Annotated in this window: 14 protein-coding genes; 7 read left to right on the top strand and 7 right to left on the bottom strand. The window is 66.6% G+C overall.

Going from position 1 to position 14,007, the window contains the following annotated elements:
• Positions 1–73: 73 nt before the first annotated feature.
• Positions 74–442 (bottom strand): YraN family protein, encoded by a 369-nt coding sequence (locus C4S70_RS11150; RefSeq protein WP_104008184.1) that lies wholly within the window; start codon positions 440–442, stop codon positions 74–76.
• A gap of 3 nt (positions 443–445) precedes the next feature.
• Complete coding sequence (rsmI, locus tag C4S70_RS11145; RefSeq protein ID WP_407656730.1) at positions 446–1,282, bottom strand: 16S rRNA (cytidine(1402)-2'-O)-methyltransferase; 837 nt, start codon at positions 1,280–1,282, stop codon at positions 446–448.
• A 107-nt stretch (positions 1,283–1,389) separates the two neighbouring features.
• On the opposite strand from rsmI, the gene C4S70_RS11140 reads away from it, so the two are divergent.
• The 5 genes from C4S70_RS11140 (at position 1,390) to C4S70_RS11120 (ending at position 8,026) form a co-directional block, all read left to right on the top strand.
• Positions 1,390–2,559: a penicillin-binding protein activator gene (locus C4S70_RS11140; protein WP_104008182.1), complete on the top strand. Its 1,170-nt coding sequence runs from the start codon at positions 1,390–1,392 to the stop codon at positions 2,557–2,559.
• Complete coding sequence (locus tag C4S70_RS11135) at positions 2,519–5,347, top strand: [protein-PII] uridylyltransferase (RefSeq protein WP_104008181.1); 2,829 nt, start codon at positions 2,519–2,521, stop codon at positions 5,345–5,347. The genes C4S70_RS11140 and C4S70_RS11135 overlap by 41 nt, the downstream gene beginning before the upstream one ends.
• A 238-nt stretch (positions 5,348–5,585) precedes the next feature.
• Complete coding sequence (murJ, locus tag C4S70_RS11130; protein ID WP_104008180.1) at positions 5,586–7,136, top strand: murein biosynthesis integral membrane protein MurJ; 1,551 nt, start codon at positions 5,586–5,588, stop codon at positions 7,134–7,136.
• Complete coding sequence (locus C4S70_RS11125) at positions 7,133–7,732, top strand: Crp/Fnr family transcriptional regulator (RefSeq protein WP_104008179.1); 600 nt, start codon at positions 7,133–7,135, stop codon at positions 7,730–7,732. Before murJ ends, C4S70_RS11125 begins: the two co-directional genes overlap by 4 nt.
• A 96-nt stretch (positions 7,733–7,828) precedes the next feature.
• Positions 7,829–8,026 (top strand): YgaP family membrane protein, encoded by a 198-nt coding sequence (locus tag C4S70_RS11120; protein WP_104008178.1) that lies wholly within the window; start codon positions 7,829–7,831, stop codon positions 8,024–8,026.
• Positions 8,027–8,066: 40 nt separating this feature from the next.
• Here C4S70_RS11120 and C4S70_RS11115 read toward each other — a convergent pair whose 3' ends face one another.
• Complete coding sequence (locus C4S70_RS11115; RefSeq protein WP_104008177.1) at positions 8,067–8,756, bottom strand: rhomboid family intramembrane serine protease; 690 nt, start codon at positions 8,754–8,756, stop codon at positions 8,067–8,069.
• A gap of 111 nt (positions 8,757–8,867) precedes the next feature.
• On the opposite strand from C4S70_RS11115, the gene trpS reads away from it, so the two are divergent.
• A complete protein-coding gene (trpS, locus tag C4S70_RS11110; RefSeq protein ID WP_104008176.1) occupies positions 8,868–9,899 on the top strand; it encodes a tryptophan--tRNA ligase in 1,032 nt (343 codons plus the stop codon).
• Between the two features lie 124 nt (positions 9,900–10,023).
• Here trpS and C4S70_RS11105 read toward each other — a convergent pair whose 3' ends face one another.
• Complete coding sequence (locus tag C4S70_RS11105) at positions 10,024–10,434, bottom strand: SufE family protein (protein ID WP_104008175.1); 411 nt, start codon at positions 10,432–10,434, stop codon at positions 10,024–10,026.
• Positions 10,435–10,583: 149 nt separating this feature from the next.
• On the opposite strand from C4S70_RS11105, the gene C4S70_RS11100 reads away from it, so the two are divergent.
• On the top strand, positions 10,584–11,090 hold the full coding sequence (locus C4S70_RS11100; RefSeq protein ID WP_104008254.1) for a hypothetical protein: 507 nt from the start codon (positions 10,584–10,586) through the stop codon (positions 11,088–11,090).
• A 10-nt stretch (positions 11,091–11,100) separates the two neighbouring features.
• Here C4S70_RS11100 and rnd read toward each other — a convergent pair whose 3' ends face one another.
• The 3 genes from rnd to purM all read right to left on the bottom strand — a co-directional run bounded on the left by rnd (position 11,101) and on the right by purM (position 13,992).
• Positions 11,101–12,258, bottom strand: a complete 1,158-nt coding sequence (gene rnd, locus C4S70_RS11095) for a ribonuclease D (protein WP_104008253.1) — start codon at positions 12,256–12,258, stop codon at positions 11,101–11,103.
• 94 nt (positions 12,259–12,352) lie between these two features.
• Positions 12,353–12,949: a phosphoribosylglycinamide formyltransferase gene (gene purN, locus C4S70_RS11090; RefSeq protein ID WP_104008174.1), complete on the bottom strand. Its 597-nt coding sequence runs from the start codon at positions 12,947–12,949 to the stop codon at positions 12,353–12,355.
• Positions 12,946–13,992: a phosphoribosylformylglycinamidine cyclo-ligase gene (gene purM, locus C4S70_RS11085; protein ID WP_104008173.1), complete on the bottom strand. Its 1,047-nt coding sequence runs from the start codon at positions 13,990–13,992 to the stop codon at positions 12,946–12,948. Before purM ends, purN begins: the two co-directional genes overlap by 4 nt.
• Positions 13,993–14,007 lie beyond the last annotated feature (15 nt).

The following is a 14,007-nucleotide window of genomic DNA, read 5'->3' as shown; positions in this document are numbered from 1 at the left end:
GGCATGTCCCCTGCAAGATCGCCCGATACATGGACCACCCAAAGCCAAGGTTCAATGCCGAGTTCAATGCCGATCAGGCCAGACCAAAGGCATTCTCTATGATTTCAAATGCCCCACTGCGATCCACCAGTGCCACGTCGAAGCGGACATTGGTCAACTGTCCGTCCGGCTCACCATCCAGAAACTGCGCGGCCGAAGCGCAGATCCGGCGCATCTGCCGGGGGCTGAGTCTCCGGGCGGCCGTCGATATGTCGCGCGCCTGCTTGACCTCGACAAAAACGATGCCCTCTTCATTGCGCGTGATCAGGTCGATTTCCCCACCTGCAACCCGCCAGCGCCGGCGTGCCACCGCAAAGCCGCGCCGTTCATAGTCCTGCGCGATCTGCCGCTCCGCGGCCTCGCCCGAATGATACGCCATCCGTCCCGCTGAGGATCGGGTCATCGGTCAGTCCTTTCCCAGTTTCAGCGCCATCTGGTAGACCTTTCGCCGCGGCACGCCATGCAATCCGGCAACGATGTCTGCCGCATCCCGCACCGAATGGTCCATTAACGCCCTCTTCAGATCTGACTCTAAATCCTCTTCCCTAATTTTTTCCGAACGGCCGCGATCGACCACGATCACGATTTCACCTCTTGGTTCTAGGGCCTTTATGATTTCGGCAAGGTCTCCCAAGGCGGCGCGCCGAACTTCCTCGAATTTCTTTGTCAGTTCCCGGCACAAGGCTGCCTGACGGTTCTCTCCCAGCACGGCAGCCATGTCCGCCAGGCTGGCTGCAGCCCGCTTGGGGGATTCGTAGAAGACCAGCGTGCCGGGCACGTCGCGCAACGATTCGAGCCGCTTGCGGCGGGCCGCGGCTGCACTGGGAAGAAACCCCGCGAAAAAGAAGGAATCCGTCGGCAGCCCGGCAAGGGTCAGCGCCGTCAGAACCGCGGACGGGCCCGGCGCACAGGTCACCATATGGCCGGCCTCGGCGGCCGCACGGCTCAGATCATAGCCCGGATCGGCAATCAGGGGCATCCCGGCCTCCGAGGCATAGGCCACCGACTGCCCCTGCTCCAGCGCACGCAGCAGCCGTTCCCGTGCCCCGGCACCGCTGTGGTCGTGATAGGAAACGAGCGCCCGACCGTTCAGTGGCACCCCGTGAATATCCAAGAGCCGCCGCAGGCTGCGCGTGTCTTCGGCCGCGATCACGTCGGCCGAGGCCAGGACGTCCAGCGCCCGCAGCGTGATGTCCCGCGCCGACCCGATCGGCGTTCCGACGAAATACAGCCCCGGGGGCAAGGTGACATGCCGATAATTCAACGCTGGACCCGACTTTCCTGTCGTCTATTATCCCCCGCAACGGCCAATGCGGCGCGCGCCGACGCATTCAGGGAGAACTCGTTCGGATGTTTGCCTTTTTCAACCCGTTCCGCAAGATCGCCTTGCTTCTGCTCAGCCTTGTGACGGCGATCGTCCTTTCGGCATGCGAACCGGTCACGTTGGGCGGTCCGTCGATCGACACGTCGAAACCCGTGCCGGTCGCGCTGCTGGTCCCCAAGGGATCGGCGCAACCGGGCGATTCCGTGCTGGCCCAGAGCCTCGAGAACGCTGCCCGGCTGGCCATCGCGGACCTGGGCAATGTCCGGATCGACCTGAGGGTCTATGACACGGCCGGCGAAGCCGATGCGGCAGCGGCCGCAGCGAAAAAGGCGGTCGGCGAGGGGGCCAAAATCATCCTGGGCCCGGTCTATGCACAGGCGTCGAACGCGGCGGGTCTGGCCGTGCTGAACAGCCGGGTCAATGTCCTGTCGTTCTCGAACAACACCAAGATCGCCGGCGGCAACGTGTTCGTGCTGGGCCCGACCTTCGACAACACGGCGCAACGGCTGGTGTCCTTCGCCCAGGCCCGGGGCAAGGGCAACATCCTGATCGTGCATTCCACCGACGAGGCCGGCCGGGTGGGGCTCGAGGCGATCAGGAAGGCGATCGCCGCCAACGGGGGCACGCTTGCCGGCACGGTTTCCTACGATCTCTCGCAGGAAAGCGTGATCGCGTCGGTGCCGGTGATCCGCGACATGGTGGCCAGCACCGGGGCGCAGGCCATCTTCTTTACCTCGACAACCGCAGGCGCGCTGCCGCTTTTCAGCCAGATTCTGCCCGAGGCCGGGGTTTCCACCGAAGAGGTCCAGTTCATCGGCCTGACCCGCTGGGACATCCCGACCCAGACGCTGGAACTTCCGGGGGTGCAGGGCGGGTGGTTCGCCCTGCCCGATCCGGCCAAGGATCAGCAGTTCCGGGCCCGCTACCAGGCGGCCTATGGCGCTGCCCCGCATCCGATCGGCGGGCTGGCCTATGACGGCATCGCCGCCATCGGCGCGCTGGTGTCGGCGGGCAAGGCCGACGCGCTGACCGGCGCGGCGCTGACGCAACCTGCGGGTTTCCAGGGCGTCGGCGGCATCTTCCGGCTGCGCCCCGACGGCACCAACGAACGCGGCCTTGCCGTGGCCACGATCCAGAACAGACAGGTGGTTGTGATTGACCCTGCCCCGACAAGCTTCTCCAGCGCCGGATTCTGAACCGGCCCTCGCCGGTCATCCGGCTTCCGATCGGGCGCAGGAACTGATCTGCGATCCGCAGAGGATTTTTGATGCACCCACGATCCGGGACCGGATCGCGGTGGCGGCGCAGGAGGCGCGCGACGCCGCCGCCCTGCAGGCAGAGACCGTGGCCATCCTGCGCGAAGCGATGAAGACAGGCCGCGCGGCCATTGCCAAGGCCTTTGCCGAACGTCCCTTTGCCGCCCGCCCCCTGGCGCGGTCCTACACCTGGCTGACAGACAACCTTGTCCGGACGGTTCTGGACGTGGCCCGGACATGGCTGCACCCGCTGCCCAACCCCACCTCGGGCGAGCGCATCGCGGTCATTGCCGTGGGCGGCTACGGCAGGGGCGAGATGGCGCCGTTTTCGGACGTGGACCTGCTGTTTTTGACGCCTTGGAAGCTGACCCCCTGGGCCGAGAGCGTGATCGAATCCATGCTCTACATGCTGTGGGATTTGCGGCTGAAGGTCGGGCATTCCTCGCGCACCATCGCCGATTGCATCCGGCTGGGGGGCGAAGATTTCACGATCCGCACCGCGCTGCTGGAGCATCGCTTTCTTGCCGGCGACCGGGACCTGGCCGAGGAACTGGACAGGCATCTGCGCAACGACCTGTTCAAGGGAACCGAGAAGGAATTCGTCGAGGCCAAACTGGAAGAGCGCGCCGCTCGGCACGCGAAATTCGGCCAGCGCTACATGGTCGAGCCCAACGTCAAGGAAGGCAAGGGCGGGCTGCGCGACCTGCAATCGCTGTTCTGGATCGCCAAATACATCTACGGCGTCCAAGACGCGGCCGAACTCGTGGAGCTGGGCCTGTTCCTGCCCGACGAGTTCGAAACCTTCCGCCGGGCCGAGGACTTTCTGTGGGCGGTGCGGGCGCACATGCACCTGATCACGGGCCGCGCCACCGAACAGCTGACCTTTGACCTTCAGGTCGAGGTGGCCGAACGCATGGGCTACAAGGATCAAGCCGGGCGGCGTGCCGTCGAGGTGTTCATGCAACGCTATTTCCGCGAGGCGACGGCGGTGGGCGAACTGACGCGGATCTTTCTGACCAAGCTGGAAGAGGCCCATGTCAAGAAGCCCCCCCTGCTGGAGCGGATCTTCAAGCGCCGCCCGCGGGTGCGCAAGGGCTTTCGCGTGGTGCACAATCGGCTGGACGTCGCCGACCCCGACGAATTCCTCAAGGACAGGATCAACCTGTTGCGGCTGTTCGAGGAGGGCCTGCGCACCGGTATGCTGATCCACCCCGACGCGATGCGGCTGGTGGCGCACAACCTGCATCTGGTCGATGACGAGATGCGCAACGATCCCAGGGCACAGAAGATCTTTCTCGACCTGCTGCTGGAGCACGGCAACCCCGAGCGGGCGCTCAGGCGGATGAACGAGCTTGGATTCCTTGCCGCCTTCATCCCCGAATTCAAGCCGGTCGTCGCGCTGATGCAGTTCAACATGTATCACAGCTATACGGTGGACGAGCACACGATCCAGTGCATCTCGCAACTGGCGCAGATCGAGCGGCGCGAGCTGATCGAGGATCTGCCGATCGCCTCGGGCATCCTCGAGAGCGGCGTGAACCGGCGGGTGCTGTATGTGGCGCTGTTGCTGCACGACATCGCCAAGGGGCAACCGGCGGATCATTCGATCCTGGGCGCGCAGATCGCGCGCAAGGTTGCGCCGCGGCTGGGACTGGATGAAGAGGAAAGCCGCACGGTGGAATGGCTGGTGCGCTATCACCTGCTGATGTCGGACATGGCGCAGAAGCGCGACATCGCCGACCCGCGCACGGTTCGGGATTTCGCCAAGGCGGTCAAGACGGTCGAGCGGCTGGACCTGCTGACCGTGCTGACGGTCTGCGACATCCGCGGCGTGGGCCCCGATACCTGGAACAACTGGAAGGCGGTGCTGTTGCGGGCGCTCTATCGGCAGACGCGGGTGGCGCTTGAGGAGGGGATGGAGGCGCTCAACCGCGAGAACCGCGGCGCCGAGGCGCAGAAGGCGCTGCGCGAGGCCTTGTCGGACTGGCCGCAGGAACTGGTGGAGCGGGAGATCGCGCGGCACTATCCGCCCTACTGGCAGGGGCTGCACACCACGGCGCATGTGGTTTTTGCACGGCTGTTGCGGAAGCTCGAGGAAGAGGGCGATCCGGGGGCGGTGATGATCGATCTCTACCCCGACGAGGATCGGGACGCGACGCGGGTCTGTTTCGTGATGGCCGACCATCCGGGCATTTTCGCCCGGCTCGCCGGCGCGCTGGCGCTGGTGGGGGCGAATGTGGTGGACGCGCGCAGTTACACCACCCGGGACGGCTATGTGACCGATGCCTTCTGGATCCAGGATTCCGAGGGCAAGCCCTATGAGGCCAGCCGCCTGCCGCGGCTGACGCAGATGATCCACAAGACGCTGAAGGGCGAGGTGATCGCCCGCGAGGCCCTGAAGTCGCGCGACAGGGTGAAAAAGCGGGAAAAGGCCTTCGAGCGGCCGACGCATATCACTTTCGACAATGAAGGGTCGGACATCTACACGATCGTCGAGGTCGATACCCGTGACCGGCCAGGGTTGCTATACGATCTGGCGCGGACATTCGCGGCAAACAACGTCTATATCGCCAACGCGGTGATCGCGACCTATGGCGAGCAGGTTGTGGATACCTTCTATGTCAAGGACATGTTCGGGCTGAAATATCACTCCAAGGCCAAGCAGAAGGCGCTGGAGAAGAAGTTGCGCAAGGCGATCGAGAAAGGGGCGGAACGGGCGCTGGGGTGACGGGGCCATTTCGGATCCGCCGCGCCGATCCCAAATGGTAGGGGGCGCTGCCCCCTCGGCCCTGGCGGGCCTCACCCCCGGAGTATTTTCTGCAAGATGAAGATGCTGGAATGCGCGTATCCACGGGCGCGGGTGGTGCGGCACAAGGGCGCAGGGTTCGGCTTTCCCGGCGGGCGCAAACGGTTTATGAACCGCGAAACTGCACCGAGCAGCCTTTCCACCAAACCGAGGCCCGCGCATGAAACCGATCCGCCTGATCTCCGGATTTCTCACGGTGGGGGTCTGGACGTTGGCGAGCCGCATCCTGGGCTTTGTCCGCGACGCGATGATCCTGGCCTTTCTGGGAACGGGGCCGGCCTACGAGGCTTTTGTCGTCGCCTTTCGTCTGCCCAACATGTTCCGCCGCTTCTTTGCCGAAGGGGCGTTCAACATGGCCTTCATCCCTATGTTTTCCAGGAAACTGGAAACAGGCGAGGATGCCGGGGGATTTGCCGAGGAGGCGATGGCGGGGCTGGCCTCGGTGCTGATCGCGCTGACGCTGGCCGCGCAGGCGGGAATGCCCTGGCTGATCTGGGGGCTGGCCTCGGGCTTTGCCGGGCAGGAGCAGTTCGCGCTGTCGGTGGAGTTCGGCCGCATCACCTTTCCCTATATCCTTTTCATCTCGCTGGCCGCGCTGCTGTCGGGCGTGCTGAACGCAACCGGGCGGTTTGCCGCCGCCGCCGCCGCGCCCGTGCTGCTGAACGTCATGGTGATCGGCGGCATGGCCGCGGCGGCGCTGGCCGGGGTGGACGTGGCGCGCGCGCTGATCTGGACGATTCCGGTGGCGGGCGTTGCGCAGTTCGCGCTGGTCTGGATCGTGGCGGCGCGGGCGGGGTTCGCGCTGCGTCCGCGCCGGCCGCGCCTGACGCCGGAGCTGAAGCGGCTGGTCGCGATCGCGGTGCCGGCGGCGCTGGCCGGCGGGGTGGTGCAGGTGAACCTTCTGGTGGGCCAGCAGGTTGCGAGCTATTTCGACCGCGCCGTGGGCTGGCTGTTCGCCGCCGATCGGCTGTATCAGTTGCCGTTGGGCGTGGTCGGCATCGCCATCGGCGTGGTGTTGCTGCCCGACCTGTCGCGCAGGCTGGCGGCGCGGGACGACACGGGCGGGCGCGATGCGCTGAGCCGGGCGGCCGAGGTGTCGCTGGCGCTGACCGTTCCGGCCGCGGTGGCGCTGGTGGTGATCCCGCTGCCGCTGGTATCGGTGCTGTTCGAGCGTGGCGCAACCACCCGGACCGACAGCATCGCCATCGCGCTCGCCGTCGCGATCTACGGGCTGGGGTTGCCGGCCTTCGTGCTGCAGAAGATCCTTCAGCCGGTCTTTTTCGCGCGCGAGGATACGCGGACCCCGTTCCGCTATGCGCTGGTGGCGATGGTGGTGAACGCGGTGCTGGCGATCGGGCTGGCCCCGCTGATCGGCTGGATCGCCCCGGCGATCGCCACCTCCGCGGCGGGCTGGGCCATGGCCGGGCTGCTGGCCATCGGCGCGCGGCGGTTCGGGGATGTCGCCCGGTTCGACGCGCGGCTTCACGGCCGGATCTGGCGCATCTGCGCGGCCTCGGCGATCATGGGCGCGGCGCTGTGGGGGCTGGCGCGGGCGCTGGAGGGGGCGCTGTTCGCCGCCGGCTGGCGCTATCCGGCGCTGGCGGTGCTGGTGCTGGCCGGCATGGCCGTCTATTTCGCCGCCGGTCAGGCGATCGGTGCCTTCCGGCTGGCGGAATTCCGCGCCGCCCTGTCCCGGCGGGGGGCACGATGAGCCGCGATGCGCTGCCCCTCTCCTGTCCCGCAGGCACGGTGATATTCCGCGCCGGCGAGGACTGCCCCGGCTTTGTCCGCCTCACCCGCGGCACGATCCGCGTCACCCTGACCGCCCCGAACGGGCGCGAGGTGGTTCTGTATCGCGTGGAACCGGGTGACGTGTGCCTTCAGACCTTTGCCTGCCTGACCGACGGGCGCAGCTATTCCGCCGAGGGTGTAGCCGAGGCGGATGTCGAAGGCGAGGTCATCCCCCATGCCGTTTTTCGCCGGCGCATGGCCGAGGACGCCGCCTTTCGCGAAGAGGTGATGGCCGCCGTGGCCCGCCGCTTTGCCGATTACGAAAAGTTGGTCGAGGACGTGGCGTTGACCGGGTTCGATGCGCGGCTGGCCCGTGCCCTGCTGCGACTGGCGCGGGGCGGCGAAGGGATTGAAACCACGCACGAGGCGCTTGCGGCCGAGACCGCCTCGGGCCGGGCCTTCGTGTCGCGGCGACTGGCCGAGTTCGCCCGCCTTGGCCTGATCCGGCCGGGACGGGGACGCATCCGGATCCTGGACCGGGCGGCGCTTGAACGGGTTGCCGATGACGATCGCTGAGCGGCTTTCGTGACTCTGTCACCGACGGCGGGCCGCGGCTCGTGCGATAGTCGGTTCGTCAAGACAGGCAATCGCGATTCGCAAAGGAGAATTCCCATGACCCGCAACGAAGGCACCCTTGACCGCATCCTCCGCGTCATTCTGGGGCTGGCGCTGATTTCGATCGTGTTCGTCGGCCCGCAGACGCCCTGGGGCTGGATCGGCCTCATCCCGCTGTTGACGGGGCTGGTGGGCATCTGCCCGCTCTACAGCATTCTGGGCATCAGCACCTGCCCGATGAAGCCGGGCAAGTAAGCCCGCGTCCAACGGCCCGTGGCCGACCGCCGCGGGCCGGTCAATCGTGCCGGATCCGCGACCGGATCCGCGCCCACCCGCCGGGGCTGACGACAAAGGACAGGCCGTAGCCGGTGGCGAACCCGGCCAGATCGGCCACCCAGTCGCGGCTGCCGCCGAACAGAAGCCCGAACAGCAGTTGGAACCCCATCAGAAAGGCGATCAGGTAGAAGGCCCGCACCTGGTTCGCGCCAATCCGCGCCAGAGAGAACTGCAACAGCCATGTGAACGCGCCGATCAGGCCATAGACCGCCGGAAATCCGCCGATCAGCGGCATCGGGTCGTCCAACAGGACCCCATAAGCCAGCGCGCCGCCGATGCCCGACAGCACGAACACCGCCAGCGTCGCCACGTTGCCGAAGACCTCGCCCACCATCTTGCCCATGGCCAGCAGGAACACGCCCACGAACAGCGCATGCGTGAACGACGTATGCACAAAGGGATAGGTGACGAAGCGGATCACATGCCGCAGCGGCCAGCGTCCGTTTTCCCACATCCAGTCCAGGATCTCGCCGGAAAAGGCATAGTCCTGGATCGCCCCCAGCCGCCAGCCCACCGCCGCCGGCCCGCCGACGATCCCGCGCGCGCCCAGCGAGAACGCGACCTCGATCCCCAGGATCACCAGAAACAGCGCCGCCACCACCGGCGGCAGCGGATTGACGGGCGGATGCGGCGGTTGATGACTGCTCATGGCGTTTTTCCGGTTCCCGGCCTGCTGCGGCGTCTTGACTGCGCCGGTTGACGATACCCCGCCCCATGGGTAAGCGACACGCGGCCTTTTTACCAGACGGGAGTCGCCACAATGAGCGAAACGAGTTTCACCCCGCGCGTCTTTTCGGGCATCCAGCCCTCGGGCGGGCTGACGCTGGGCAACTACCTGGGCGCCATGAAACGCTTTGTCGAGATGCAGGAGGCGGGCGAATATGAAACCATCTACTGCATCGTCGATCTGCACGCGATCACCGTCTGGCAGGACCCTGCCGCGCTGACCCGCAACACGCGAGAACTCTGTGCGGGCTACATCGCCGCCGGGATCGACCCGGAAAAATCGGTGCTGTTCAACCAGTCCCAGGTGGCCGAGCACGCGCAGCTGGCCTGGATATTCAACTGCGTCGCCCGAATGGGCTGGATGCAGCGGATGACCCAGTTCAAGGACAAGGTGGGCAAGAACGCCCAGAACGCCTCGCTGGGGCTGTTTGCGTATCCTGCGCTGATGGCGGCGGACATCCTGCTCTACCACGCCACCCACGTCCCCGTGGGCGAGGACCAGAAACAGCATGTGGAACTGACCCGCGACATCGCAATCAAGTTCAACCACGACTACAAGGTGGACTTCTTCCCCGTCTGCGAACCGGTGATCGAAGGCGCCGCCACCCGGGTCATGAGTCTGCGCGACGGCTCCAAGAAGATGTCCAAGTCCGACCCCTCGGACATGAGCCGGATCAACCTGACCGACGACGCCGACACGATCGCAAGGAAGATCCGCAAGGCAAAGACGGACCCCGAGCCGCTGCCGGAGGATCCCAAGGGGCTGGAGGGGCGCCCCGAGGCGCGCAACCTCGTCAACATCTACGCCGCGCTCGCCGACCGCACCGTCGAGGACGTGCTGGCCGAGATCGGCGGCAGACAGTTTTCCGAGTTCAAGCCGATGCTGGCGGATCTCGCGGTGGCGAAACTCGGCCCCATCTCGACCGAGATGGCCCGCCTCATGGACGATCCCGCCGAGATCGACCGGATCCTGACCCGCGGCGCGGAACGCGCCCGCGAAATCGCCGCGCCGATCCTGCGGCGCACCTACGACATCGTCGGCATGGTCGGCCCGACGCGCGCGTGATACGCCCCTGCTCGGCGGTTCAAACACCGCCTCATGCCTTCATCTTGCCGGCAAATACTCCGGGGGTGAGGCCCGCCAGGGCCGAGGGGGCAGCGCCCCCCCCCGCCGACCCGGCGCCATTCCGTCAGGCGTGTTCCAACGCGACGGTCCGGATCCGCTCCACCATCGACTTCAAACCGTTGGATCGCTGCGACGACAGGTGATCGTTCAGCCCCAGCCGCGCCAATTCCGCCTTGGCGTCCACCTGCGCAACCTCGCCGACCGGCAGGCCGTTGTAGAGCGCGCGCAGGACCGCGATCAGCCCGCGCACGATCATCGCGTCGCTGTCGCCGTCGAACCGGAACACGCCATCCTCGATCGTCGGATGCAGCCATACCTGGCTGGCACAGCCATGCACCTTGTTTGCGGGCACCTTCAATGCCTCGTCCAGCGGCTCCATGGCCTTGCCCAGCTCGATCACATGGCGATAGCGGTCCTCCCAGTCGTCCAGGAATTCGAAATCCTCCACGATCTCCTCGAAGGCGGGGCTGGCCATGCGTCAATCCTCGGACTTGTTGCGCTCGCCCTCAGGTAAGCCTCCGCGACCGCCCTGTCCACCCCCGGGGGCCGGTTCGGCTTGCGGCTTTTCAACCGCGGCTGGATACGGTAACCCGGATGCGGAAACTCGATCCGGGGCAAGGCAAGATGCACAAACCTATCGCAGTCCTTCTGACGGCCGGACTGATCCTGTCCGGCTGCAGCGGCTGGAAGACCTCCGGCTTCAACCCGAAGAACTGGTTCGGAAACAGTCAGCCCGCCTCGGCAGGGGACGCGAACCCGCTGATGCCGCCCCAGCGCAGCGGGCTGCTCAGCCGACCCGAGGCCGAAGACCTGAGCGTGCCGATCGCCCGCATCACCGAATTGCGGGTCGAACCCACCACCACCGGCGCGATCATCTATGCCAAAGGCGTGGCCACGCGTCAGGGCCCCTATGCCACCAGCCTGCGCCCCGTCAGCACCCCCGAACAGATCGCCGACGGGCTGCTGGTGCTGTCTTTCCGCGTGACCTATCCCGCGCAGCCCACACCGGTGGGCAACGAACGGTCGCGCACCGTGCACGAGGCGCATTACATCTCGAAACAGGACGCCTCCCGGATCCGCACGATCCGGGTTGAGGCCCGTGAAAACGCGCTGGAATCGCGCCGCCGCTGATCGCCGCGGCTCAGAGTTCGATCACGTCGACCGTCTGCCCTCGGGCCACCAGTCCGATCTTGCCCGCGCAGAGCCGCAGCGCGTCCGCGCCGAACAGCTCGCGCCGCCAGCCCCGCAGAGCGGGCACGTCACGTTCCCCCGCCGCAATGGCATCCAGGTCGGAACTGGACGCCACCAGCCGCCCTGCCACGCCCGCGCTTTCGGTCTTGGCCTTCAGAAGCACGCGCAGCAGGTCCGCCAGCGCGGGGTTGACTTGCAACTTGTCACGCGACCTGTCGGGCTTTGGCATGTTCTCGGGCGGGCAGGACAGCCCGCGCTCCACCGCCTGCAGAATGCCCTCGGCGATGGCCCCCTTGCGCGCCTCGCGCAGCAACAGCCGCGAGGCGCTCAGATCGGCATGGGTGCGCGGCTTGGTCGAAGCAAGCTCCACCAGCGCGTCGTCCTTGAACACCCGGTTGCGCGGGATGTTCTTCTCTTGCGCGTATCGTTCGCGAAAGGCCGCCAGCTCGCGCACCACGGCCAGGAATTTCGGCGTCTGGGTGCGCGTCTTGACCCGCTTCCAGGCGTCCTCGGGACGCACCACGTAATTGGCGGGGTCGGTCAGCGTCTGCAGCTCTTCCTCGACCCAATGCGCGCGGCCGGTGCGCTTCAGTTCGGCGGCGAGAAACTCGTAGATCTTCCGCAAATGGGTCACGTCGCCCAGGGCATAGGATTTCTGCGCCTCGGTCAGCGGCCGCCGCGACCAGTCGGTAAAGCGCGAGGTCTTGTCGAGCGGCTTCTTCACGATCTTGCGCACCAGGGTTTCATAGCCCACCTGCTCGCCAAAACCGCAGACCATCGCGGCCAGCTGGGTGTCGAAAAGCGGTTTCGGGATCACCCCGCCATCGACCCAGAAGATCTCCAGATCCTGCCGGGCGGCGTGGAAGACCTTGACCACGGATTCGTCGCGGAAAAGGTCATAGAGCGGCTCCAGCGACGTCTCGCCCACCAGCGGATCGACCAGCACCGCGCTGTCGGGATCGTCGCCGGGCACGGCGAGCTGCACCAGGCACAGCTGCGAATAATACGTCCGTTCGCGCAGAAATTCGGTGTCGACGGTGACGTAAGGGTGCGCACGGGCGGCGGTGCAGAACGCCTGCAACTCCTGCGTCGTCGTCAGTGTCTTCATTGCCTGCTTTCCGGGCGTCTTCCCGTGGTCGGGCGTGCCGCTATCGCGTTTTCTCATGGAAATTTCGCTACCCTTTCATCTATTCGAACCGCCCTCAATCCAGCATCACCGGCGTCCGGTCCCCGGCGGCGAAGCGGCGCAGCACCGCGGGGTAAAGCCGATGCTCCTGTCTCAGCACCCGCGCGGCGAGCGTCTCGGGCGTATCGCCGGGCTTTACGGGGACGCGGGCCTGCCCCAGGATCGGGCCGTCGTCCAGTTCGGGCGTGACCTCGTGAACCGTGCAGCCATGTTCGACATCGCCGGCTTGCAGCGCGCGGGCATGGGTGTGCAGGCCCCGGTATTTGGGCAGCAGCGAGGGATGGATGTTCAGCATCCGCCCCTGCCATTTGCGCACGAAGCCTTCGGTAAGAACCCGCATGAAGCCTGCCAGACAGATGATATCCGGTCGCGCCTTTTCAAGCTCTGCCTGAAGCGCGGCCTCGAACGCCGCGCGGTCGCCCCGGAATGGGCGGTGATCCACCACCGCCGTGGGCACGCCCAGCGCGCGGGCCTTCTCCAGCCCGCCGGCGGCAGGATCGTTGGCCAGAACCAGAACGGGTTCGGCCGGGTGGTCGGGGTCGGCCATATCCTCGACCAGCCGCACCATGTTCGACCCGCCGCCCGAGATCAGGATCGCGACTCGCTTCTTCACCGCAGGCGGCCCGTATAGCTGACGCCCCGGCCGGCAACGACCTCGCCCAGCCGGTGCACGGTTTCGCCCGCACCCGACAGCAGTTCGGCCAGCGCATCGGCCCGATCGGCGGCACAGACCGCCACCATACCGATGCCGCAGTTGAAGGTCTTGAGCATCTCGGCCTCGGCGATGTTGCCGGTTTGGGCCATCCAGTCAAAGACCGGGGGCAGATCCCACGCGTCCAGATCGATCCGGGCGCCCAGCCCCTCGGGCAGCACCCGCGGCAGGTTCTCGGTCAGCCCGCCGCCGGTGATGTGCGCCAGCGCATGGACGCCGCCCGCGCGGATCGCCTCCAGCACCTGCCGGACATAGAGCCGCGTGGGCGTCAAAAACGCCTCGCCCAGCGTGCCGGGGCCGAAGGGACTGTCGGCGTCCCATCCCCACCCGGAAAGCTCCACCAGCCGGCGCACCAGCGAATAGCCGTTGGAATGGACACCGTCCGATGCCAGCCCCAGCAGCACGTCGCCCTGCCCCACCCCCGCCGGCAAGCCCTGACCGCGCTCCATCGCGCCGACGGCGAAACCGGCAAGGTCGAAGTCGCCCGGCGGATACATGCCCGGCATCTCGGCCGTCTCGCCGCCGATCAGCGCACAGCCCGACCGGACACAGCCCTCGGCGATGCCTTCGATGATCCGCGCGGCGGTGTCGGCGTCGAGCTTTCCGGTGGCGAAATAGTCGAGGAAGAACAGCGGCTCGGCCCCTTGGCAGACCAGATCGTTGACGCACATGGCCACCAAGTCGATGCCGACGCCGTCCACCAAGCCGGTGTCGATGGCGATGCGCAGCTTGGTGCCCACCCCGTCGGTGGCGCCGACGAGGATCGGGTCGGAATACCCCGCCGCGCGCAGGTCGAACAGCGCGCCGAAACCGCCCAACCCCCCGGACACGCCGGGGCGGGTGGTGCGTTTCGCCGCGGGCTTGATCCGCTCTACCAGCGCGTTGCCGGCGTCGATGTCCACGCCCGCCTGCGAATAGGTCAATCCGGTCTTGCCCGCTGTCATGGCGTTGTAATCCTT

It is taken from the genome of Jhaorihella thermophila, from assembly GCF_900108275.1.
GTDB lineage: Bacteria > Pseudomonadota > Alphaproteobacteria > Rhodobacterales > Rhodobacteraceae > Jhaorihella > Jhaorihella thermophila.
The sequence above is the reverse complement of the archived record's forward strand: the minus strand, read 5'-3'. Positions and strand labels throughout refer to the sequence as shown.

What these genes read in the sequence shown, in the direction of transcription:
- trpS (WP_104008176.1), top strand. Translation starts at nt 8,868, where the DNA reads ATGAGCGAAACGAGTTTCACCCCGCGCGTCTTTTCGGGCATCCAGCCC.
- C4S70_RS11125 (WP_104008179.1), top strand. Translation starts at nt 7,133, where the DNA reads ATGAGCCGCGATGCGCTGCCCCTCTCCTGTCCCGCAGGCACGGTGATA.
- purM (WP_104008173.1), bottom strand. Translation starts at nt 13,992, where the DNA reads ATGACAGCGGGCAAGACCGGATTGACCTATTCGCAGGCGGGCGTGGAC.
- C4S70_RS11105 (WP_104008175.1), bottom strand. Translation starts at nt 10,434, where the DNA reads ATGGCCAGCCCCGCCTTCGAGGAGATCGTGGAGGATTTCGAATTCCTG.
- C4S70_RS11120 (WP_104008178.1), top strand. Translation starts at nt 7,829, where the DNA reads ATGACCCGCAACGAAGGCACCCTTGACCGCATCCTCCGCGTCATTCTG.
- C4S70_RS11140 (WP_104008182.1), top strand. Translation starts at nt 1,390, where the DNA reads ATGTTTGCCTTTTTCAACCCGTTCCGCAAGATCGCCTTGCTTCTGCTC.
- C4S70_RS11150 (WP_104008184.1), bottom strand. Translation starts at nt 442, where the DNA reads ATGACCCGATCCTCAGCGGGACGGATGGCGTATCATTCGGGCGAGGCC.
- C4S70_RS11115 (WP_104008177.1), bottom strand. Translation starts at nt 8,756, where the DNA reads ATGAGCAGTCATCAACCGCCGCATCCGCCCGTCAATCCGCTGCCGCCG.
- rnd (WP_104008253.1), bottom strand. Translation starts at nt 12,258, where the DNA reads ATGAAGACACTGACGACGACGCAGGAGTTGCAGGCGTTCTGCACCGCC.
- C4S70_RS11100 (WP_104008254.1), top strand. Translation starts at nt 10,584, where the DNA reads ATGCACAAACCTATCGCAGTCCTTCTGACGGCCGGACTGATCCTGTCC.
- murJ (WP_104008180.1), top strand. Translation starts at nt 5,586, where the DNA reads ATGAAACCGATCCGCCTGATCTCCGGATTTCTCACGGTGGGGGTCTGG.